Source organism: Pseudomonas sp. ES3-33, assembly GCF_000952175.1.
GTDB lineage: Bacteria > Pseudomonadota > Gammaproteobacteria > Pseudomonadales > Pseudomonadaceae > Aquipseudomonas > Aquipseudomonas gregormendelii.
On record NZ_JZRI01000055.1, the window covers coordinates 25,522 to 47,483 of the forward strand.

The 21,962-nt window shown below is 59.6% G+C and carries 23 protein-coding genes; 13 read left to right on the forward strand and 10 right to left on the reverse strand.

All coding sequences use genetic code 11. The features are described 5' to 3' along the window. Positions 1 to 169 precede the first annotated feature (169 nt). Entirely contained in the window at positions 170 to 475 is a 306-nt protein-coding gene (locus UB23_RS09475) for a hypothetical protein (RefSeq protein ID WP_045059092.1), read from the reverse strand. A gap of 200 nt (positions 476 to 675) precedes the next feature. Here UB23_RS09475 and UB23_RS09480 point away from each other — a divergent pair, with 200 nt between their 5' ends. The 3 genes from UB23_RS09480 to UB23_RS09490 all read left to right on the forward strand — a co-directional run bounded on the left by UB23_RS09480 (position 676) and on the right by UB23_RS09490 (position 4,325). Then, positions 676 to 1,734, forward strand: coding sequence for a PA0069 family radical SAM protein (locus UB23_RS09480; RefSeq protein WP_045059093.1), 1,059 nt, complete (start codon positions 676 to 678; stop codon positions 1,732 to 1,734). A gap of 242 nt (positions 1,735 to 1,976) precedes the next feature. Then, complete coding sequence (locus UB23_RS09485) at positions 1,977 to 2,708, forward strand: carbonic anhydrase (RefSeq protein ID WP_045059094.1); 732 nt, start codon at positions 1,977 to 1,979, stop codon at positions 2,706 to 2,708. 87 nt (positions 2,709 to 2,795) lie between these two features. Continuing rightward, the gene (locus UB23_RS09490; protein WP_045059095.1) at positions 2,796 to 4,325 is read left to right on the forward strand and encodes a SulP family inorganic anion transporter; all 1,530 of its coding nucleotides are present in this window, start codon (positions 2,796 to 2,798) and stop codon (positions 4,323 to 4,325) included. Positions 4,326 to 4,417: 92 nt separating this feature from the next. Here UB23_RS09490 and UB23_RS09495 read toward each other — a convergent pair whose 3' ends face one another. Further along, on the reverse strand, positions 4,418 to 5,068 hold the full coding sequence (locus UB23_RS09495; RefSeq protein ID WP_045059096.1) for a hypothetical protein: 651 nt from the start codon (positions 5,066 to 5,068) through the stop codon (positions 4,418 to 4,420). A gap of 368 nt (positions 5,069 to 5,436) precedes the next feature. On the opposite strand from UB23_RS09495, the gene coxB reads away from it, so the two are divergent. The 4 genes from coxB to UB23_RS09515 all read left to right on the forward strand — a co-directional run bounded on the left by coxB (position 5,437) and on the right by UB23_RS09515 (position 9,776). Continuing rightward, positions 5,437 to 6,564 carry a cytochrome c oxidase subunit II gene (gene coxB, locus UB23_RS09500; protein ID WP_045059097.1) on the forward strand — a complete coding sequence of 376 codons (1,128 nt, stop codon included), beginning with the start codon at positions 5,437 to 5,439 and terminating at the stop codon, positions 6,562 to 6,564. 82 nt (positions 6,565 to 6,646) lie between these two features. Next, positions 6,647 to 8,233: a cytochrome c oxidase subunit I gene (gene ctaD / locus UB23_RS09505; protein WP_045059098.1), complete on the forward strand. Its 1,587-nt coding sequence runs from the start codon at positions 6,647 to 6,649 to the stop codon at positions 8,231 to 8,233. A 78-nt stretch (positions 8,234 to 8,311) separates the two neighbouring features. Next, complete coding sequence (locus UB23_RS09510; RefSeq protein WP_045059099.1) at positions 8,312 to 8,863, forward strand: cytochrome c oxidase assembly protein; 552 nt, start codon at positions 8,312 to 8,314, stop codon at positions 8,861 to 8,863. 25 nt (positions 8,864 to 8,888) lie between these two features. Beyond that, the gene (locus UB23_RS09515; RefSeq protein ID WP_045059100.1) at positions 8,889 to 9,776 is read left to right on the forward strand and encodes a cytochrome c oxidase subunit 3; all 888 of its coding nucleotides are present in this window, start codon (positions 8,889 to 8,891) and stop codon (positions 9,774 to 9,776) included. 4 nt (positions 9,777 to 9,780) lie between these two features. Here the strand turns inward: UB23_RS09515 and UB23_RS09520 are convergent, their stop codons facing one another. Beyond that, on the reverse strand, positions 9,781 to 9,984 hold the full coding sequence (locus UB23_RS09520) for a twin transmembrane helix small protein (RefSeq protein WP_008064738.1): 204 nt from the start codon (positions 9,982 to 9,984) through the stop codon (positions 9,781 to 9,783). 70 nt (positions 9,985 to 10,054) lie between these two features. Here UB23_RS09520 and UB23_RS09525 point away from each other — a divergent pair, with 70 nt between their 5' ends. The 5 genes from UB23_RS09525 to UB23_RS09545 are packed head-to-tail and all read left to right on the forward strand — an operon-like array spanning position 10,055 to position 13,963. After that, positions 10,055 to 10,795, forward strand: a complete 741-nt coding sequence (locus UB23_RS09525; RefSeq protein ID WP_045059101.1) for an SURF1 family protein — start codon at positions 10,055 to 10,057, stop codon at positions 10,793 to 10,795. Continuing rightward, a complete protein-coding gene (locus tag UB23_RS09530; protein ID WP_045059133.1) occupies positions 10,761 to 11,354 on the forward strand; it encodes a hypothetical protein in 594 nt (197 codons plus the stop codon). Before UB23_RS09525 ends, UB23_RS09530 begins: the two co-directional genes overlap by 35 nt. Positions 11,355 to 11,364: 10 nt before the next feature. After that, positions 11,365 to 12,444: a COX15/CtaA family protein gene (locus UB23_RS09535; RefSeq protein ID WP_045059102.1), complete on the forward strand. Its 1,080-nt coding sequence runs from the start codon at positions 11,365 to 11,367 to the stop codon at positions 12,442 to 12,444. Next, positions 12,432 to 13,331, forward strand: a complete 900-nt coding sequence (cyoE, locus tag UB23_RS09540; RefSeq protein ID WP_045059103.1) for a heme o synthase — start codon at positions 12,432 to 12,434, stop codon at positions 13,329 to 13,331. Before UB23_RS09535 ends, cyoE begins: the two co-directional genes overlap by 13 nt. Continuing rightward, positions 13,328 to 13,963 carry an SCO family protein gene (locus UB23_RS09545; protein WP_045059104.1) on the forward strand — a complete coding sequence of 212 codons (636 nt, stop codon included), beginning with the start codon at positions 13,328 to 13,330 and terminating at the stop codon, positions 13,961 to 13,963. The genes cyoE and UB23_RS09545 overlap by 4 nt, the downstream gene beginning before the upstream one ends. Before the next feature lie 115 nt (positions 13,964 to 14,078). Here the strand turns inward: UB23_RS09545 and UB23_RS09550 are convergent, their stop codons facing one another. The 3 genes from UB23_RS09550 to UB23_RS09560 form a co-directional block, all read right to left on the reverse strand. Next, positions 14,079 to 14,849: a MetQ/NlpA family ABC transporter substrate-binding protein gene (locus UB23_RS09550; protein ID WP_045059105.1), complete on the reverse strand. Its 771-nt coding sequence runs from the start codon at positions 14,847 to 14,849 to the stop codon at positions 14,079 to 14,081. A 79-nt stretch (positions 14,850 to 14,928) separates the two neighbouring features. Next, positions 14,929 to 15,603 carry a methionine ABC transporter permease gene (locus tag UB23_RS09555; protein WP_045059106.1) on the reverse strand — a complete coding sequence of 225 codons (675 nt, stop codon included), beginning with the start codon at positions 15,601 to 15,603 and terminating at the stop codon, positions 14,929 to 14,931. Further along, positions 15,603 to 16,610 (reverse strand): methionine ABC transporter ATP-binding protein, encoded by a 1,008-nt coding sequence (locus UB23_RS09560; RefSeq protein ID WP_045059107.1) that lies wholly within the window; start codon positions 16,608 to 16,610, stop codon positions 15,603 to 15,605. Before UB23_RS09560 ends, UB23_RS09555 begins: the two co-directional genes overlap by 1 nt. Positions 16,611 to 16,872: 262 nt before the next feature. On the opposite strand from UB23_RS09560, the gene katE reads away from it, so the two are divergent. Next, positions 16,873 to 19,011, forward strand: coding sequence for a catalase HPII (katE, locus tag UB23_RS09565; RefSeq protein ID WP_045059108.1), 2,139 nt, complete (start codon positions 16,873 to 16,875; stop codon positions 19,009 to 19,011). A 121-nt stretch (positions 19,012 to 19,132) separates the two neighbouring features. Here the strand turns inward: katE and UB23_RS09570 are convergent, their stop codons facing one another. The 4 genes from UB23_RS09570 to zur are packed head-to-tail and all read right to left on the reverse strand — an operon-like array spanning position 19,133 to position 21,935. Further along, positions 19,133 to 19,849, reverse strand: coding sequence for a PA5502 family lipoprotein (locus UB23_RS09570; protein ID WP_045059109.1), 717 nt, complete (start codon positions 19,847 to 19,849; stop codon positions 19,133 to 19,135). Positions 19,850 to 19,886: 37 nt separating this feature from the next. Beyond that, positions 19,887 to 20,675 carry a zinc ABC transporter permease subunit ZnuB gene (gene znuB, locus UB23_RS09575; RefSeq protein ID WP_045059110.1) on the reverse strand — a complete coding sequence of 263 codons (789 nt, stop codon included), beginning with the start codon at positions 20,673 to 20,675 and terminating at the stop codon, positions 19,887 to 19,889. Continuing rightward, entirely contained in the window at positions 20,668 to 21,453 is a 786-nt protein-coding gene (gene znuC, locus UB23_RS09580) for a zinc ABC transporter ATP-binding protein ZnuC (protein ID WP_045059111.1), read from the reverse strand. Before znuC ends, znuB begins: the two co-directional genes overlap by 8 nt. Beyond that, the gene (zur, locus tag UB23_RS09585; RefSeq protein WP_045059112.1) at positions 21,453 to 21,935 is read right to left on the reverse strand and encodes a zinc uptake transcriptional repressor Zur; all 483 of its coding nucleotides are present in this window, start codon (positions 21,933 to 21,935) and stop codon (positions 21,453 to 21,455) included. Before zur ends, znuC begins: the two co-directional genes overlap by 1 nt. Positions 21,936 to 21,962: the final 27 nt, after the last annotated feature.

Here is a 21,962-nt window from a genome sequence, read left to right on the forward strand (position 1 = left end):
CAGATGTGGATAATTGACCACAGTTTTACTGCCGAACAGTCAATGATATGTGAGGTATTTGTCAAAGAACCGTGAATGAAAAAAAACGGCGCAAAGATTCGCGCCGAAAGTCAGGGAGCCCGCTCGACAAGTATTCGTTTTAAACAGTTAGAACAGCGTAATGCTTACATCAGGGGTTAACGATTTTTGAATACGCTTTAGCCAATGCCAGAAGAATGGCCTTATCCTGCGGATCGAAATCGCCGTCGCCATCCAGATCGCAGTGGGCTGGGCCCATGGTGAAGGTTATCCCGCCATCGTTCGATACGGCTTCACGATGAATGCACTTCAAGAGATAGTCGACTCTATCGCCATTAACGGGATGATAGCCCTCCTCTTTTGTAGCGAACTGCATGGACACCCGAACTTCCATCGGACTTACGACTGAAGGCCTCAGCAATTGAAGAAAGATGCCGCGCTGGTTGTAGAAAGACATTTATTAAATCCTTTTAATAATTGGGGCATGAACACTTTCCGTGAACCAGGAGCATACTGACAGTGCTGCTGATCACGCCAGCCGCGATATATTTCTCAAGATGACCTGAACCTCTCAATCATAGCCAGGCGCCCAATGGCACTGGTCGAACGCGCCATCGCCATGTACTGTATGGGCATACAGCTCAAGAGACACTTTCGATGGCTACTCCACTTCCGCCGCGTGGCCGGGGCACCGCCACCAACCCGCACAATCGTTTCGCGCCGAACCGTTCGGTAGCCGAGGACGACGGTTGGTACCAGGAAGTACCGCTCACCCAAGGCACGGAAGTACGCTTCGAAACGGCGAAGACCATCATCACCCGTAACAACTCCCCAGACCTGCCTTTCGATCGCTCGATCAACCCTTACCGCGGGTGTGAACACGGTTGCATTTACTGCTATGCCCGGCCCAGCCATGCGTATTGGGACATGTCGCCCGGACTCGATTTCGAAACCCGGCTGATCGCCAAGACCAATGCCGCCGACGTGCTGGAAGAGCAGCTGTCACGACGGGGCTATCAGTGCGCCCCCATCAACCTGGGTTCCAACACCGACCCGTACCAGCCGATCGAACGCGAACACGGGATTACCCGCAAAACCCTGGAAGTTTTGCTGCGCTACCGCCATCCGGTCACCATCATCACCAAGGGTTCGCTGATTCTTCGAGACCTGGACCTGCTGACCGAACTCGCCCGGCGGCGGCTGGTGGCGGTGATGATCAGCCTGACCACGCTGGACGATGAGCTCAAGCGCATTCTCGAGCCCCGCGCCGCAGCACCGAAGGCCCGGCTGCGGGCAATCCGTGTGATGCGTGACGCCGGTATTCCTGTAGGGGTGCTGTGTTCGCCGATGATTCCAATGATCAACGACAGCGAACTCGAAAGCCTGCTTACCGAAGCGCAGGCAGCCGGTGCCCAGAGTGCAGCCTACATGATGTTGCGCCTGCCTCTGGAGGTGGCACCTTTATTCGAGGAATGGCTGGCCGCGCATTATCCTCAGCGAGCTGCGCATGTATTGAGCCTGATCCGCCAAAGCCGTGGAGGGGAGCTGTACGACAGTCGATTCGGCGCTCGAATGCGCGGCGAAGGCCCCTTTGCCGACTTGCTGGCGCAGCGCTTCGCCAAGACCATCAAACGCCTGGGGCTCAATCGTCGGGAAGGTTTTGATCTGGACTGCAGTGCCTTCTGTCCCCCGGGTCGCCAAATGTCGCTGATTTAGGGAGAATTAGCCTATTGTTGAAGCGGCACAAAGCATGTGGCCACCACACCAGTCACGTTTTTTGTGACCTGGAACACATGTTCTAGAGCGGTTGATTCAGTTTGAGTTAAGTTTCGCGGGCTACCTTGTTCATCGAGTGACTGACGGGTCGAGATTTCTTGGCCTGGATGTTTTTAACAGCCACTGGCTTCACATCGGACAACACGGGACAATTCCCCCACTCCGCCCAAGAGGATGAATTTATGAGTGACAAGGATAAACAGCCGCTGGCTGCGTCGGCTTCCGCCCAACCCGAAGCGGAGTCTGCCGATGCAGCGCTGCAGCATATCGTTGATGGCTTCTTGCATTTTCATCACGACGTCTTCCCCCAGCAGGAAGAACTCTTCAAAAAGCTCGCGACGGCACAAAGTCCCCGGGCAATGTTCATCGCTTGCGCCGACTCGCGCATCGTTCCTGAACTGATTACTCAAAGCGCGCCCGGCGATCTGTTTGTGACCCGTAACGTAGGCAACGTCGTGCCACCTTATGGGCAAATGAACGGCGGCGTTTCCACTGCCATCGAATATGCGGTGCTGGCGCTGGGTGTACAGCACATCATCATCTGCGGACATTCCGACTGCGGCGCCATGCGCGCAGTTTTGAACCCCGATAGCCTGGAAAAAATGCCGACGGTCAAAGCCTGGCTGCGGCACGCAGAAGTGGCGAAAACCATGGTTCATGAGAACTGCAACTGCGCCGACGAAAACGAAAGCATGCATGTCCTCACTGAAGAGAACGTGATCGCGCAACTCCAGCACCTGCGCACGCACCCATCCGTGGCTTCGCGCATGGCCAACGGCCAACTGTTCATCCATGGCTGGGTCTACAACATCGAAACCAGCGAAATAAAAGCTTACGACGCGGACAAAGGTTGTTTCCTGCCATTGGATGGCAGCCATCCGATCCCCGTGGCGACGCCCAAAGCGCGCTTCTAACGCCTCCTAAACCCCTGTGTAGCAAAGCCGGCCGCTGAATAAGCAGCCTGGCTTTGCCACGCCTGAAGAAATGTCGGGAGAATCAACATGCGTGCTGCGCAACTCAAAGCTGCACTGCCGCGGGAGCTGCTGGCTTCGGTGGTCGTATTTCTGGTGGCCCTGCCCTTGTGCATGGGTATCGCCATCGCTTCCGGCCTGCCACCCGCCAAAGGCCTGATCACCGGGATCATCGGCGGCCTGGTTGTAGGCTGGCTCGCCGGCTCCCCCTTGCAAGTCAGCGGTCCTGCCGCCGGGCTTGCGGTACTCGTCTTCGAACTCGTGCGTCAGCATGGTATTGCCATGCTGGGGCCGATCCTGCTCTTAGCGGGTTTCCTGCAACTGGTGGCCGGTCGGTTGAAACTGGGCTGCTGGTTTCGGGTGACGGCACCCGCCGTGGTCTACGGCATGCTCGCAGGCATTGGCGTGCTGATCGTATTGTCCCAAGTGCATGTGATGCTCGACGCCGTGCCCAAACCTTCCGGCCTGGACAACCTGGCCACCTTCCCCGCAGCCGTTGCGCAAGCTTTGCCATCGGTGGGCTGGCAGGCTGGTTTGCTCGGCCTGGGGACGATTGCAGTGATGTGGCTGTGGGAAAAATTTCGTCCGCACTCACTGCGCTTCATACCTGGCGCCTTGCTCGGTGTAGGGCTGGCAACCGGGGCCAGCCTGGTGTTGGCCTTGCAGGTCAAACGAGTGGAAGTCCCGGCTAACCTCGCGGAAGCGATCGACTGGCTGAAACCGGCGGACTTGCTCAACCTGGCCGACCCCACCCTGCTGATCGCGGCGTTTGCCGTGGCATTTATCGCCAGCGCCGAAACCTTGCTCTCCGCCGCCGCCGTCGACCGCATGCACAGTGGCCAGCGCTCTGACTTCGATCGGGAGCTGTCTGCCCAAGGTGTGGGCAACATGCTCTGCGGCCTGCTGGGTGCGTTGCCAATGACCGGCGTGATCGTGCGGAGCTCGGCCAACGTGCAAGCCGGCGCGACCACGCGATTGTCGACGATTTTCCACGGGCTATGGTTGCTGGCTTTCGTCCTGTTGCTCTCCAGTGTGCTGCAGAGCATTCCGGTAGCGAGCCTGGCGGGCGTTCTGGTTTACACCGGTTTCAAACTGGTCGACCTCAAGGCGTTTCGCGGCCTGGGGCGTTACGGCAGGATGCCGATGTTCACCTATGCGGCGACCGCATTGGCGATTGTCTTCACCGACCTGCTGACCGGCGTGTTGATCGGCTTTGGCCTGACGCTGGCGAAGCTGGCGTGGAAAGCTTCGCGCTTGAAGATCAGCCTGATCGACCTGCCTGCCGATGGCGAGATGGAGTTGCGCTTGAGCGGTGCCGCGACCTTTCTGAAGGTACCGGCGCTGACGCAGGTGCTGGGGACTATCCCGCCGGGCGCGACTGTGCACGTGCCGCTCAATAACCTGAGCTACATCGATCACTCGTGCCTGGAACTGCTCGAAGAGTGGGGACGAGCCAATGCGGCGAAAGGTTCGAAGCTGCTGATCGAGGCGCGTGGGTTGAAGCGCAGGCTGGAAGGGCGTTTACGGACCACTACTGGCGTAGGGTCTGCAGGGGTCTAAAGCAAAAGATCGCAGCCTTCGGCAGCTCCTACATTGGACCTGTGTGCATTGCGTAGGAGCTGCCGGAGGCTGCGATCTTTCAAGTATTACGGTTAAGCCGCAGGCTGATCCAGGTCCAGGCCCACGCCTAACCGGCGCGACATGCACGGCCAGCGTTTCCACGCGGCGCCAGTGTGCGGGCTGCTGAGCTTCTCGCGATAGGCTTCAACCGACTCCAGCGCAAAACTCTGGTCGTCGAGCATTTCGTCGAGCGCGTGATGCACGGCCTCGTCCAGCTGGTTGGCAAATTCCTCACCGATCAACTGGTGGGCAATCAGGTTGGCAACAGTCATGTCCAATGGGATCAAGGGCTGGCCAAGATGCTTGATGTACAGGTCATTGACCTCTTCGACAAAGCGATGTGCCAGGTACGCTTCATCCAGCAGGCTGTCGAGCCCGATGTGGCCGGCCATGATGGCGGGCGGCTGGAGGAAATACTGCTCGGCGATTTTCAACACTGGGGTGATCTGCGACTGGATACCCGCTTCCTTGGCCACTTCGTTGGCTGCATCCAGCAGGTCAGGCACCTCGTCAATGTAGGCCGCAACAAAACGAGTGAGCACACCCTTGGCGTCCGTCTCCGGCAGCTGGATGGACGGGTGCAGATGTGGCAGTTTGCTTTCCAGCTGACGAGTCAGCAAGCCAGTCTCGGCTTCGTGCTGTTGGGCTTTTTGGATCTGCTCGCGCAATGCGGCGGTGTTCATGAAAACTCCAGGAAACAAGGCAAAGAAATAGGGAAGACATAACTTAGCTGGCGCAGGAAAATTCTTCAGACGCATTTGTCATAATTATTTCACCCTTAAGACATCAAAGTTATATCCATTTGCCACCACTCGTCTGCATCCTTCTCCATTCGTGCCCTTGAGCGCAAGTGCGTCCTGTCACGGTTCATTTACCCCATCGCATTGCGAGGTCTCAGTCGCTGTCTATACTCGGGTTGGAATGGAGTTAGCTGATGACGCCCGACTGCACACGCAGCAAGGCCCGGCAATCAAGTTCGTAGTCTGAAAAGCCGCTCCCTTGCCACTGGTGAAAGCCGGCGGGATAACAAGAACGATAAGGGGAACCCGCAATGATGCGACATCCACACGTCTGGATGGGCCTCCTGTTGTGGTCGATTTTCAGTCAGGCGCAAGCGGCCTGGACTGTGAATATGGCGCCTGGAGCGACTGAAATCAGTCACGCAGTATTTGACCTGCACATGACCATTTTCTGGATTTGTGTAGTGATCGGCATCATCGTCTTCGGCGCCATGTTCTGGTCGATGATCCTCCACCGCCGCTCAACCGGGCAGGTGGCCGCAAAATTTCATGAAAGTACGACCGTAGAAATCCTCTGGACCATCGTGCCCTTCCTGATCCTGGTAGCGATGGCGGTTCCCGCGACTGCAACCCTGATCAAGATGTACGACACCAGTGAGCCGGATATCGATATCCAGGTCACCGGTTATCAGTGGAAGTGGCATTACAAATACCTGGGCCAGGACGTCGAGTTCTTCAGCAACCTGGCCACCCCCGCCGAGCAGATCCACAACAAGGAAACCAAGGGCGAGCACTATTTGCTCGAAGTCGACAAGCCGCTGGTGCTGCCGATTGGCGCCAAGGTGCGTTTCCTGGTGACCTCCGCCGACGTTATCCACTCCTGGTGGGTGCCCGCCTTTGCGGTCAAGCGCGATGCCATTCCCGGTTTCGTCAACGAAGCCTGGACACGCGTCGACAAGCCCGGCATCTACCGCGGTCAGTGCGCCGAGCTGTGCGGCAAGGACCACGGTTTCATGCCGATCGTGGTCGAGGTCAAGGAAAAGGCCGACTATGAAAAATGGCTGGGCGAACGCAAGGCTGAAGCGGCGCAGCTCAAGGAGCTGACCAGCAAAGAATGGACGCTCGACGAACTCAAGGAACGCGGTGACAAGGTCTATCACACCACCTGCGTAGCCTGTCACCAGGCCGAAGGCCAGGGCCTGCCGCCAATGTTCCCGGCACTCAAAGGCTCGAAAATCGCCACCGGACCGAAAGAAGGGCACTTGGGCATTGTCTTCCACGGCAAACCAGGCACCGCCATGGCAGCGTTCGGCAAGCAGCTCTCGGAAGTCGACATAGCAGCGGTCGTGACTTACGAGCGTAACGCCTGGGGCAACAATAAAGGCGACATGGTCACGCCAAAAGAAGTGCTGGAGCTGAAACAGGCGGAAAGCAAATGACCCGGTCTATTGCGTACCCAAGGAACCGGTCGGGGCAGCGTGCCCCGGCCTGCCCAGCCCATCTGTTTGCAGGAGACACGCCATGAGCGCCGTCATCGATGACCATGGTCATGCCGACCACGCCCACGGCCCCGCCAAAGGCCTGATGCGCTGGGTGCTGACCACCAACCACAAGGACATCGGCACACTGTACCTGTGGTTCGCGTTTTCCATGTTCCTGCTTGGCGGTTCGTTCGCGATGGTGATTCGCGCCGAGCTGTTCCAGCCGGGGCTGCAAATCGTCGAACCGGCCTTCTTTAATCAGATGACCACCATGCACGGCCTGGTGATGGTCTTCGGTGCGGTGATGCCGGCATTCGTTGGGCTGGCCAACTGGATGATCCCGTTGATGATCGGCGCGCCGGATATGGCCCTGCCGCGGATGAACAACTTCAGCTTCTGGCTATTGCCAGCTGCGTTCATCCTGCTGGTATCGACCCTGTTCACGCCCGGCGGCGGGCCTAACTTCGGCTGGACGTTCTACGCCCCGCTGTCGACAACCTATGCACCGGAAAGCGTGACTTTCTTCATCTTTGCCATCCACCTGATGGGGATCAGTTCGATCATGGGCGCGATCAACGTGATCGCCACCATCCTCAACCTGCGCGCTCCAGGCATGACGTTGATGAAAATGCCGCTGTTCGTCTGGACCTGGTTGATTACCGCTTTCCTGCTGATTGCGGTGATGCCGGTACTGGCCGGTTGCGTAACGATGATGCTGATGGACATCCACTTCGGCACCAGTTTCTTCAGTGCGGCCGGGGGCGGTGATCCGGTGTTGTTCCAGCACGTGTTCTGGTTCTTTGGGCACCCCGAGGTGTACATCATGATTCTGCCGGCCTTCGGTGCCGTCAGCTCGATCATCCCGACCTTTTCACGCAAGCCTCTGTTCGGTTACACCTCGATGGTCTACGCCACGGCGAGCATCGCGTTCCTGTCGTTCATCGTCTGGGCGCACCACATGTTCGTGGTCGGCATTCCGCTGGTGGGGGAGTTGTTCTTCATGTACGCCACGCTGCTGATCGCGGTACCGACCGGGGTCAAGGTGTTCAACTGGGCCAGCACCATGTGGCAAGGCTCGCTGACCTTCGAGACGCCGATGTTGTTCGCTGTGGCGTTCGTGATCCTGTTCTCCATTGGCGGCTTCTCCGGCTTGATGCTGGCCATCGCTCCGGCGGACTTCCAGTACCAGGACACCTACTTCGTGGTTGCGCATTTCCACTACGTGCTGGTGCCAGGGGCGATTTTCGGGATCTTCGCCTCGGCTTATTACTGGCTGCCGAAATGGACCGGCCACATGTACGACGAAACCCTCGGCAAGCTGCACTTCTGGCTGTCGTTCATCGGCATGAACATGGCCTTCTTCCCGATGCACTTCGTGGGGCTGGCAGGCATGCCGCGGCGGATTCCGGACTACAACCTGCAGTTCGCCGACTTCAACATGGTGTCGTCGATTGGTGCATTCATGTTCGGCACCACTCAGCTGTTCTTCCTGTTCATCGTGATCAAGACGATTCGCGGCGGCCCGCCAGCACCGGCCAAACCATGGGATGGCGCGGAGGGCCTGGAGTGGAGCATCCCGTCACCGGCGCCTTATCACACCTTCACCACGCCGCCGGAAGTGAAATGAACACCCTCGGCCTTGCACGAATTCCTGTGGGAGCTGGCTTGCCAGCTCCCACAGGGGTCTCGGTATGGAGTTGGAATCATGGCTGACTCGATTTCGATGAAAAAACTGGTCACCCGCCTGCTGATGGTGGTGGTGGCAATGTTCGTCTTCGGGTTTGCCCTGGTGCCCATCTACGACGTGATGTGCAAGGCATTCGGTATCAATGGCAAAACTTCCGGACAGTACGAAGGTGAACAGACGGTGGATCTGTCTCGCCAGGTACGCGTGCAGTTCCTGTCGACCAACTCCGCCGACATGTCCTGGGACTTCTATCCCAAGCACGATGAGTTGACCGCCAACCCTGGCGCCGTGAACGAGATGATCTTCATCGCCCACAACCCTACCGATCGCCCGATGAGCGCCCAGGCCGTGCCCAGCATCGCGCCCAGCGCTGCGGCAGCGTACTTCCACAAAACCGAATGTTTCTGCTTTACCCAGCAAGTGCTGCAGCCCGGTGAACGGATCGAGATGCCGGTACGTTTCATTGTTGACCGTGACATGCCCAAGGATGTGAAGCACCTGACGCTGTCCTACACGCTGTTCGATATCACCGCCCGACATCCCCCGGTAGCTGTAAACACTGGCGGCTGAGCGTGCCCGATAAGGAGAACAATAAATGGCAACTCATGAGCACTATTACGTACCGGCCCAGAGCAAGTGGCCGATCATCGCCACGGTCGGCATGTTCGTCACCGTGTTCGGCCTGGCCACCTGGTTCAACGACCTGAAAGCGGCGCGCCCGGAATCCCACGGCCCGCTGATCTTTTTCGTCGGCGGCCTGCTGGTGGCGTACATGCTGTTCGGCTGGTTCGGTACCGTGATCAAGGAAAGTCGCAGCGGCTTGTACAGCGCGCAGATGGACCGTTCATTTCGTTGGGGCATGAGCTGGTTCATCTTTTCGGAGGTGATGTTTTTCATCGCCTTCTTCGGTGCACTGTTCTACGTGCGCCACGTCTCCGGCCCTGCGCTCGGCGGAGAAGGCGCCAAAGGCATAGCTCACATGCTTTGGCCTAACTTCGAGTTCGTCTGGCCATTGCTGAACAACCCTGACTCGAAACTGTTTCCGCCACCCAAGGAAGTCATCAGCCCATGGGGCCTGCCGTTGCTCAACACGGTGTTGTTGGTGAGTTCCAGCGTGACCGTCACCATCGCCCACCACGCCTTGAAAAAGGGCCATCGCGGCGCGCTGAAGATCTGGCTGGCGATCACCGTGCTGCTGGGCTGCGCGTTCCTCTTTTTCCAGGCTGAAGAATACATCCACGCTTACAAGGAACTGGGCCTGACACTGGGTTCGGGCATCTACGGCGCGACGTTCTTCATGCTCACGGGGTTCCACGGCGCCCACGTGACCATGGGCACGATAATCCTGTTCGTGATGCTGATGCGGGTGATGCGCGGGCACTTCGACAACGAGCATCAGTTCGGCTTCGAAGCGGCGAGCTGGTACTGGCACTTCGTGGACGTGGTGTGGATCGGTTTGTTCGTCTTCGTCTACGTACTTTGAGGCATCACCAAGGCGCGTGAGACACCAGCTGGCCGCTGAAGAATCCCCAGGCGATCAAGCCGACGGTAATGGCGGCCAGGGCTACACGAACACTCAAGGCAATGACGAGACGGTTAGAGCTGCTGTCGTCCTTGACCAGAAAAAACAGGCCGCTGAACAGGCTGACAACCGTGGCAATCAGCATCAGGACGATGGCTGCTTTGAGCATGGTGAGACTCCAGGGGAAATGCGATGCACTTGAGTATAGCTATCGCGACTACCGACATTCTGGCGACGTCATGAAGCGCTTCCGGCCAGGCATCGTGCCGAGTTTGGTGGTGGCCTTGTTGCTGCCACTGCTGGTCTCGCTCGGTTTCTGGCAACTGAATCGCGGCGCGGAAAAAAGCGCGCTGCTGGACAGTTATGCCGAGCGCCGGCTGGCGGAACCGATGGCCAGCACTGCGTTACAGCACACCGAGGATCCTGCCTTCCGCCGGGTCGTGCTGCGTGGCCAGTTCGATGCCGCGCACAGCCTGCTGCTGGATAACCGCCAACGGGACGGCAAGGTCGGGGTCGAGTTGCTGCAGCCGTTTCAGGATCAAGCCAGCGGCCAATGGCTGCTGGTCAATCGCGGTTGGCTGCCCTGGCCGGACCGGCGCATCCCCGCGCAATTCACCACGCCTGGCGAGGTCTTGACCCTCACCGCCTGGGTCTACGTTGCTCCGGGCGCTACTTTCCAGCTTCACGCCGACCCGGCCACCACCACCTGGCCGCAACTGGTGACAGCGGTGGAACCGGCGAAGCTCTGGGCAGCATTGGAGCGTGATGGTTTCCCTTACGAATTACGTGCAGAACCGGGTCCCGGGATCTACCAGGCCGATTGGCCGGTGGTCGCCATGGGGCCAGAAAAACACATCGCTTATGCCGTGCAGTGGTTCGCCATGTCGATCGCCCTGCTCGGCCTGTTCATCTACCTCGGCTGGCACAACGCAAAGGAGAAACACCATGGGAGCGGCCATGAATCCACCCAGCATGTCTGAAGCGAAGTCGCCGGCAAGTCGGCGCAAAGGGCGTTTGCAGCTGCTGCTGATTCTGCTTGGGGTGATCGGTCCGATGATCCTCGCCACCGGCATGTACAAACTGCAGTTCTGGGTACCGGAGGGGCGCAGTTATCACGGCGAACTCATCGGCAATGGCCAGACCCGCGCCGATCTTGGCGTGCAGGCTCAGGAGCAACGCTGGCAAATGCTGGTGACTGCACCCAAAGACTGCTCGGTTGACTGCCAGCAGCTGGTGTACCTGGCGCGCCAGGTGCAGATCGGCCTCTCCCGCGATGCATCCCGGGCCAGTCACGCCCTGGCCGCCGCGCAGCCGCTCAACAGCGAGTACGAAGCCAAGCTCGCCCGCGAATACCCACAACTGCAACGTTATCCCATGGACCTGACCACGTTCAGCAAGACCACTGGTGACCACGCCGTGCCGCAGCTGTGGATCATCGACCCCCACGGCAACCTGGTGCTGCGCTACGACCCGACCGTCAAGGGCAAGGACCTGCTCAACGACCTGCGCCACCTGCTGAAACTGTCGAACATCGGATAAGGGCATCGTCATGGCCAAACCTGGATTTCGCCTCGCGCTGTTTGCCACCCTGCTGGCACTGATAGTGGTGCTGCTCGGCGCCTATACCCGCCTGACCCACGCCGGCCTTGGCTGTCCGGACTGGCCGGGCTGCTACGGCTTCATCAGCGTGCCAAAAAGCGAGGCCCAGCTGGCCCATGCCGAATTGCATTTCCCCGACACGCCCGTCGAAGCCCATAAAGGCTGGAACGAGATGATCCATCGGTACTTTGCCGGCACCCTTGGGCTGCTGATTGCCGTACTGGCCGGCCGTGCGTGGGTGCATCGTCGGCACCCGGGGCAACCGGTGAAGTTGCCGTTGTTTTTGTTGGCCGTGGTGATCGCCCAGGCCGCGTTCGGCATGTGGACCGTGACGCTAAAGCTCTGGCCGCAAGTGGTCACCGGGCATCTACTCGGCGGCTTTGCCACCTTGAGCCTGTTGTTTCTCCTGACCTTGCGCCTGTCCGGGGTATTGCCCGCACTGACCGTGCCACGACGCCTGCAGCATTGGGCGACGGCTGGCTTGCTGCTGGTGATCGGACAGATCGCCCTTGGAGGCTGGGTCAGTTCGAACTATGCCGCCGTAGCCTGTATCGACTTCCCGACCTGCCACGGGCAATGGCTGCCGCCGGCTGATTTTGCCAACGGCTTTCACCTCACACAGCACATCGGCCCGAACTACCTGGGTGGACAACTGGACAGCGATGCCCGCACCGCGATTCACCTGACCCACCGAATCGGCGCGTTGCTGGTAACGCTTGTATTGCTCGGCCTGGCGTGGCAACTCAAGGTCGTCGGCATGACCCGGCTGGCGGGGCTGGTGCTGGTGGCACTTGCCGCCCAGATCACCCTCGGCATCAGCAACGTGCTGTTCCACCTGCCATTGCCGGTGGCCGTCGCGCATAACGCCGGCGGCGCGGCACTGCTGCTGACGTTGGTGCTGGTCAATTATCACGCGCGAACCAGCCTGGTTCGGGTCAAGCAGCAATTCCCTGCACGCTGGCGGTTCAGCCCGCGTAAACATTCAGCCGGGCCCATAACAATAAAAGGAGAGATGCCATGGCGACTCTGATCGGCGAACGTCACAGCCAGGCGATCTGGCGTGACTATCTGGAGCTGACCAAGCCGAAAGTGGTGGTGCTGATGCTGATCACCTCACTGGTCGGCATGTTCCTCGCGACCCGCGCCGGGGTGCCCTGGACGGTGCTGATCTTCGGTAACCTGGGGATTGCGTTGTGTGCCGGCGGCGCGGCGGCGGTCAACCATGTGGTGGATCGGCGCATTGATGCAGTCATGGCCCGCACACACAAACGGCCCCTGGCCGAAGGACGGGTTTCACCGGCCGCCGCGCTGACCTTTGCCCTGGTGCTGGCCGTGCTCGGCCAGGCCCTGCTGTTGACGTTCACCAACCCGTTGACCGCCTGGCTGACCCTGGCCTCCCTGCTGGGTTACGCGGTGGTCTACACCGGTTTCCTCAAGCGCGCGACTCCACAAAACATCGTCATCGGCGGATTGGCCGGTGCCGCGCCTCCGCTGCTTGGCTGGACCGCTGCGACCGGCCATGTCAGCGCCGAACCGCTGCTGCTGGTCCTGATCATATTCGCCTGGACCCCGCCGCACTTCTGGGCGCTGGCGATTCACCGCAAGGAGGAATACGCCAAGGCCGACATCCCGATGCTGCCCGTGACCCACGGCGAGCACTACACCAAGGTGCACATCCTGCTTTACACCTTCGCGTTGCTGGCCGTCAGCCTGATGCCTTACGTGATCCACATGAGCGGCCTGCTCTACCTGGCCTGCGCGCTCGTCCTGGGCGCGAGGTTCCTGCAATGGGCCGTGGTGCTGTACCGTGGCACTCGGCCGCACGCGGCGATCAACACCTTCAAGTACTCTATCTGGTACTTGTTCCTGCTGTTTATCGCGCTGCTCGTAGACCACTACTTACTGTTGAACCTATGACTCGAACCCAGAAAACCGTCTTCATCCTCGTCGCCCTGATCGCGCTTGTGCTGGGCCTGACCATCAATAAAGTGCTGTCTGGCAAAGGCCAGGGGGACCCGACGGAGTTGATCGACGCCGGCATCATCCTGCTGCCGCAAAGCCGCAACCTGCCGGATCTGACCATGACCGACCAGGATGGCAAGCCGGTTGCGGTCGACGAGTTGAAAGACAAATGGTCACTGCTGTTCTTCGGCTACACCTTCTGCCCGGACATCTGCCCGACCACCCTCGCCCAACTGCGCCAGATCAAGAGTGAGTTGCCGGCGGACGTGGTGGACAAGCTGCAGATCATCCTGGTCAGTGTCGACCCCAATCGCGACACGCCCAAGCAGCTTAAGCAGTACCTGGGCTACTTCGACCCGCAGTTCATCGGCCTGACGCCGACCTCGATCGCCGACCTGCAAAAATTCGCCAATGCGGTGAGCATCCCGTTCATCCCGGCAGATACCACCAAGCCAAACTACACGGTGGATCACAGCGGCAACCTGGCGGTGATTGGCCCGGATGGGACGCAGCGCGGGTTTATTCGGGCGCCGTTGAATAATGTGAAGCTGGTGGCGCAGTTGCCGGTGATGCTCAAACGCCAATAGTTTTTTGAGGCACAAAAAAAGATCGCAGTCTGCGCCAGCTCCTACGGAATCGGGTCGTTACCGATGCTTGTGCAGGAGCTGCCGAAGGCTGCGATCTTGTGTTTTTATCGCTAGATCAGAACGCTGGCAATACCGCGCCTTTGTACTTTTCCAGGATGAAAGCTTTGACTTCAGGGCTGTGCAGGGCCGCGACCAGTTTCTTCATGTCTTCGCTGTCCTTGTCGTCCGGACGGGCCACCAGAATGTTCACGTAGGGCGAGTCGTTGCCTTCGATGACCAGCGCGTCCTTGGACGGATCGAGCTTGGCCTCCAGCGCGTAGTTGGTGTTGATCAGCGCAAGGTCGACCTGGGTCAGCACGCGCGGGATGGTCGCCGCTTCCAGTTCGCGGAATTTCAGGTCCTTGGAATTCTCGGTGATGTCCTTGACGCTCGACAGGATGTTGTTCGAATCCTTCAACTTGATCAGCCCAGCCTTCTGCAGCAGCAACAGGGCGCGACCGCCATTGGTGGCGTCGTTGGGGATTACCACGTTGGCGCCGCCTGGCAAGTCGGCCAGGGTTTTGTGTTTGCTGGAATAGGCGCCCAGTGGTTCCAGGTGCACGCCGGCAATGGCGACCAGGTTGGTGCCCTTAGCCTTGTTGAACTCATCCAGGTATGGCTGGTGCTGGAAGAAGTTGGCGTCCAGGCGCTTCTCGGCCACTTGCACGTTGGGCTGGACATAGTCGGTGAAGACCTTGACCTTCAGGTCCACGCCGTCCTTGGCCAGGGCTGGCTTGATGAATTCGAGAATCTCTGCGTGCGGGACTGGCGTGGCGGCAACGGTCAGGGTGTCCGCCTGGGCAGAGAACGCAGCAACGGCGGCGAACGCGACGAGTAGTTTTTTCATTCAGCTAACTCCATGTGAGGCGCCAGTTATGCGGCGCCTGCCAGCGAATGGCCGGCTCATTTGCAAAAGACGAGAGTATTTATTTGCGGGAAAAATGCACAACCAATTTGTCACCAACGGTTTGCAGCACCTGGACCAGCACCAGCAGCAACACCACAGTCACCACCATCACATCGGTCTGGAAACGTTGATAGCCGAAACGGATCGCCAGGTCACCCAGGCCGCCAGCGCCGACGACACCGGCCATTGCCGTGTAGGACACCAATGTAATCGCTGTCACTGTAATCGCGGCGAAGATGCCCGGACGGGCTTCCGGCAGCAGGGCATTGGTGATGATCTGCCGAGTGGTCGCACCCATGGCCTGGGTCGCCTCGATGATGCCGCGATCCACTTCACGCAAGGCGGTTTCCACCAGTCGCGCGAAAAACGGCGTGGCGCCCACGACCAGCGGCGGAATCGCACCGCCTACACCCAGGGAGGTGCCGGTGATCAGCACAGTGAACGGAATCATCACGATCAACAGAATGATGAAGGGCAGCGAACGCAGGATGTTCACCACCAGCGACAGCAGGGCGTACAGCCCCTTGGCTTCGAGCAGTTGACGCGGGCTGCACAGGAACAGCAGCACACCCAGCGGCAGGCCCAACAGCACGGTGAACAACAGTGAACCGCCGAGCATCAGCAGCGTGTCGCCAGTGGCCAGCCAGATTTCGAACCAGTCGATGTTGGAGAAGAAACTTGTCAGGGCTTCCATCAGCGCAGCACCTCCATGTGAACGTCAGCCGCGGTGAAGCGGGCAAATGCCGCCTCCATGTCGCCACCGGTGACGGCCAGAGTGAGTTGCCCATAAGGGACGTCTTTGATGCGGTCGATGCGGCCGGCGAGGATGCTGTAGTCCACACCCGTTTCGCGAGCGACAGTACCCAGTAAAGGCGCGTAGGTCGCTTCGCCCTGGAATGTCAGACGCACGATGCGGCCTGGGACATGGGCGAAGTCGTCGCGTTGTTCGCCTTCATCGATCTGCTCGTCTTCCTGCACAAAGCGCTTGGTCGTCGGGTGCTTGGGATGCAGGAACACATCGGCAACCGAGCCCTGCTCGACGATCACACCAGAGTCCATTACCGCCACCTGGTCGCAGACCCGACGAATCACGTCCATTTCGTGAGTAATCAGCACGATGGTCAGCTTCAACTCGCGATTGATCTCAGCCAGCAACTGCAGGACCGACGCGGTGGTTTGCGGGTCCAGGGCGCTGGTGGCTTCGTCGCACAACAGGATTTTCGGCTTGGTGGCCAAGGCGCGGGCGATGCCAACGCGCTGCTTCTGCCCACCAGACAACTGAGCCGGGTATTTTTTGGCGTGATCGGACAGCCCGACCCGCGCCAGCAATTCGGCCACGCGCTGGTCGATCTCGCTGCGCGACAGCTCGCCGGCCAGGGTCAGGGGCAGCGCGACGTTATCGGCCACGGTCTTGGAGGCCAGCAGATTGAAGTGCTGGAAAATCATCCCGACCTGTTGGCGGAAGCGTCGCAGGCTGCTGGCGTCGAGCGCAGTGACTTCTTCGCCGTCGACGAAGATCTTGCCGCCAGTGGAATTCTCCAGACGATTGATCAGGCGCAGCAGGGTACTTTTGCCCGCGCCGGAGTGGCCGATCAGGCCAAACACCTGGCCATTCTCAATCGTCAGACTGGTCGGGTGCAGGGCGGGAATTTCCTTACCGGCGACGCGGTAGGTTTTGTGGACGTTTTGAAACTCGATCACGTAGCGAACCTTGTGGGGCGCGTTGGAAAAGGGTCAGCGGTTAGCCGGGCGCGCATTTTAGCCTGTCCGTATAGAGGTTCTTAGCATTTATTTCGCATTCAACCAGCGATTTGGCAATAACGCGATCAAAGGTCAGAAAAAAGGAACGGCTGAAACGGTCACCAGTCACTAATTAGGCAGCTCGAGAATCGCCAGGTGCCGTGCCTGGAACATTGCTCACAAGTCCGGCTAGGACGAGATCGCAAAGAGGAGTTTACGACTGATGAGTACCAAGAAACCTGCCACACCTAAAAGCGAACTGGCCGGGACCGATACCCTGGACCGTAACAATACCAATACCAAGCTCGACAGCCTGGAAACATTCCGCTCCGACGCCACAGGCCAGGCCTTGCGCACCAATCAGGGCGTAAAGGTTTCGGACAATCAGAACACGTTGAAGGTCGGCGCGCGCGGGCCTTCGCTGCTCGAAGACTTCATCATGCGTGAAAAAATCACGCACTTTGACCACGAGCGTATTCCCGAGCGTATCGTCCACGCCCGCGGCACCGGTGCTCATGGATACTTCCAGGCCTACGAAAACCATGCGGCATTGACCAAGGCCGGTTTCCTCCAGGACCCGGGCAAGAAAACCCCGGTATTCACCCGCTTCTCCACGGTGCAGGGCCCTCGCGGCTCGGGCGATACCGTGCGCGATGTGCGCGGTTTTGCCGTGAAGTTTTTCACCGACGAAGGCAACTTCGATCTGGTGGGCAACAACATGCCGGTGTTTTTCATCCAGGATGCGATCAAGTTTCCCGACTTCGTCCACGCCGTGAAACCTGAGCCCCACAACGAAATTCCTACTGGCGGCTCTGCCCACGATACCTTCTGGGACTTTGTTTCGCTGGTCCCGGAGTCGGCGCACATGGTGATCTGGGCCATGTCCGACCGCGCGATTCCCAAGAGCCTGCGCAGCATGCAGGGCTTCGGCGTGCACACCTTCCGGCTGATCAACGCCGAAGGCAAATCGCGCTTCGTCAAATTCCACTGGCGCCCTTCCAACGGCACCTGCTCGCTGGTTTGGGATGAAGCACAGAAGCTCGCCGGCAAAGACACCGACTTCCACCGTCGAGATCTGTGGGAAGCGATCGAGATGGGCGATTACCCGGAATGGGAATTGGGCGTGCAGATTGTCGAAGAGGAAAACGAACACTCCTTCGACTTCGACATTCTCGACCCGACCAAGATCATCCCCGAGGAAATCGTGCCTATCACGCCACTGGGCAAAATGGTGCTGAACCGCAACCCGGATAACTTCTTCGCCGAAACCGAACAGGTCGCGTTCTGCCCGGGGCACATCGTGCCAGGCATCGATTTCTCCAATGACCCGCTGCTGCAAGGCCGGCTGTTTTCTTACACCGACACGCAGATCAGCCGTCTTGGCGGCCCCAACTTCCACGAAATCCCGATCAACCGTCCGGTGGCACCGTTCCACAACGGCCAGCGCGACGCGCTGCACCGCACCACGATCGACAAGGGCCGTGCGGCCTACGAGCCTAACTCCATCGACGGCGGCTGGCCGAAAGAGACGCCGCCGGCGGCACAGGACGGTGGTTTCGAGTCCTATCCCGAACGCATCGACGCCAACAAGATCCGCCAGCGCAGCGAGTCATTCAGCGACCACTTCTCCCAGGCGCGGCTGTTCTTCCACAGCATGACCAAGCACGAGCAGGAACACATCATTGCGGCCTACAGCTTCGAGCTGGGCAAAGTCGAACGTGAGTTCATTCGTGCCCGTCAGGTGAACGAGATCCTCGCCAACATTGATCTTGAACTGGCCGCACGCGTAGCCGCTAACCTCGGTTTGCCGGCACCCAAGGCCGGCACGGTCGATGTGCCGAAGACGTCGCTGGATCGCTCACCCGCGCTCAGCCAGGCCAACCTTCTGCCCGGCAACATAAAGAGCCGCAAGGTGGCGATTCTGGCGGCCAACGGTGTCGATGGCGCAGCGATTGACGCGCTGAAAAAGGCGCTGGCAGCCGAAGGGGCGCACGCCAAGCTGCTGGGGCCGACTTCGGCACCGGTGAAGACCGCAGACGGCAAGACACTGCCGGTGGATGCGTCGATGGAAGGCTTGCCGTCAGTGGCGTTTGACGCGGTGTTCGTGCCCGGTGGCGCAGCGTCGATCAAGGCCTTGAGCACCGATGGGGTGGCGCTGCATTACGTGCTGGAAGCCTACAAGCATCTGAAGGCGATCGCCTTGCACGGCGAAGCCAAGCAGTTGCTGGACGTGCTGAAGCTAGAAGCGGATGCGGGATTGATCGTGGGGGCGGATACGAAGCTGTTCAAACCGTTTATTGCAGCGATCGGGCAACATCGGGTTTGGGATCGTGAGCCGAAAGCCAAGGCGGTTCCGGCTTAATATTTGTTGCGTTTGTAAGGATGCCATCGCGGGCAAGCCTTGCTCCCACAGGGTTTACGGCTGAACACACAGGCTGTGATCAGCGCTAACCACTGTAGGAGCGAGCTTGCTCGCGATGCTTTTAAGGTTTACGCGGAATCAAAACCATCTGCGCAGGAATATTGCGCAGAATCTGCTTCTTCAGCTTCAGATCAAAGCCCGAATCCAGCTTCTTCACTCGCTTGGTCAACAAAGTTGCCAACCATGGATAGTCCTGGGTGCGCGGCGCCTGAATGCTGACATCGCACTGATAATTCACTACATCGGCAGCGATCGCGTCCAACTGGCGGCGCAACTTGGCCATATCTGTCAGGTTTAGCGCCACCGTGGTGCTTTCGGCCGTAGGGTCGATGACTTTGGCCGGTGGCTTGGCTTCGGCCGCCATGAGCGCCGCTTCCGCTTTATCCAGTTCGGCCTTGCGTGCATTGACGATGGCATTGTTGACTCCGCCGGTCAGCGCGGGTGCCTTGGGCATCAGCGCCCGAGCCCGGCTGAGGGCCGTGGCGGCAGCATTCACATCACCTTTTTGCAGCACAATGCGGCTACGCAGCAGATAAGCCTCGGCCAATTGACGCTGGTACTGCTCGAGCGATTGGTCATTCGGGGCCTCGGCCTGCAAGGCAGCCAGTTGCCCTTCGGCAGTCGCCAGCTCACTGCTGGCGAGGCTTTGTTCCAGTTGCGCGACAGCCGCAGCTCGCGCATCAGTGACCTCGGGGGTCGCCGGTGGCGTACTTTGGCAAGCGCCCAGCAGCATGGAAAATGCGACAAGGAGCAGATAACGGGAGGTGAACGGCTTCATTCCTGCGACTCTCTATTTGCGCAAAAAACGAGCAAGTCTACACCCCTCGACGGGGCAGGACAAAACTCAGCAGAAACAGCGCGGCCGCCGTCACCACAATCGACGGGCCCGCCGGAGTGTCCTTGAACCAGGACAACGCCAGGCCGCCACACACGGCGAGCATGCCCAGCAGGCTCGCGCCCAGTGCCATCTGCTCCGGCGAGCGAGCGTGACGCTGCGCTGCCGCCGCCGGAATGATCAGCAGCGAAGTGATCAGCAACACCCCGACAATTTTCATCGCGACCGCAATGACCACGGCAATCAGCAGCATCAAGGTCAGGCGCAGAGATGCCACCGGCAACCCCTCAACCTTGGCCAATTCCTCGTGCACAGTGATGGCCAGCAAAGGTCGCCACATCGCCAACAGCACCACAAGAACCGCCGCACTTCCGCCGAGAATCCAGGCCAGATCGCCGGGACTGATGGCGAGCAGGTCGCCAAACAGATAGGCCATCAGGTCTATCCGCACTTCATGCATGAAGCTTAGTACCACCAGGCCCAATGAGAGGGTGCTTGGTGCAAGAATCCCCAATAGCGTGTCCGACGCCAGAGGCTGGCGTTGCTGCAAGGTCACCAGCAGCACCGCCAGCAACAGACAGCCCACGGTGACCGCAACGGCAGGACTGACATCCAGCAGGAAACCCAAGGCTACCCCGAGCAGGGCGGCATGGGACAGGGTGTCGCCAAAGTAGGCCATGCGCCGCCACACCACAAACGAACCCAGCGGCCCCGCCACCAGCGCCAGGGCCAAGCCTGCAAGAAGGGCGTAGAGCAGAAAATCAGCCATGCTTGCAGCTATCTCCATGAACATGGGTAGAGGCCGGTGAGGCCGTACTGACCACCGAACCATGCAGGTCATGGGCATGGTCATGGTGGTGGTGGTAGATCGCCAGGCTTTGCGCGTTCTTGCCGAACAACTCGACAAAGGCCGGATCGCCGCTGACTTGCTCGGGGTGCCCGGAACAGCACACATGGCGATTCAGGCACACCACCTGATCGGTCGTGCTCATCACCAGGTGCAAGTCGTGAGACACCATCAGGACGCCGCAACCGTGGCGATCGCGCAATCGGGTGATCAGGCTGTAGAGCTCGGCCTGACCCGCCACGTCCACGCCCTGTACCGGCTCATCAAGCACCAGCAGTTCAGGTTCGCGCAACAGCGCGCGGGCCAGCAGCACCCGTTGCATCTCGCCGCCGGAAACACTTTGCACCGGGCTGTCGATCACGTGCTCGGCACCGACCTCCTTCAAAGCAGCCAAGGCCCTGGCACGGTCTACACCCGGCACCAGGCGCAGAAAGCGCAGCACCGAGAGCGGCAGCGTCGGGTCGACGTGAAGTTTTTGCGGCATGTAACCAACCCGCAGCTTCGGCTTGCGCCAAACGCTGCCACTGTCCGGTTTCAACAGACCTAACACGGCCCTTACCAAGGTCGTCTTACCCGCACCGTTCGGACCGATCAAGGTAACGATTTGCCCGGGTTCCACGCCAAGTTCGATGTTATCGAGGACGTTTTGCCCGGCGAAGGTTACGGTAACCTGTTCAAGACGGATCAGCGCGTTGCTCATCAAGCCCCCTGGCAACCCGAGCACAGCCCGACGACCTCAACGGTCTGGCCTTCAACCACAAACCCGACATCACTGGCGCTGTCGATGATCGCGTCGCTGATGGACTTCTGTTCAAGCTCGATAGCTGCGTGACACTCCCGGCAGATCAGGAACTGGCCCTGATGCGCATGCTCGGGGTGATTGCAGCCGATGAAAGCGTTGAGTGACGAGATCCGGTGCACCAGGCCGTTTTCCAGCAGGAAATCCAGGGCCCGGTATACGGTAGGCGGCGCGGCTCGTCGGCCGTCCTGTTCGCTGAGCACCGCAAGAATGTCGTACGCCCCCAGCGGCTTGTGGCTTTGCCACACCAGTTCCAGCACCCGACGGCGCAAGGCTGTCAGGCGCAGGCCTTGACGCGCGCACAGGGCGTCAGCCTCCGACAGAGCGCTGTGGACGCAATGAGAGTGGTCATGGGGACGACTGGCTATCGGTGTTTTTGGCATGAGCGGCGACGAGTTTTGTGAGAGACG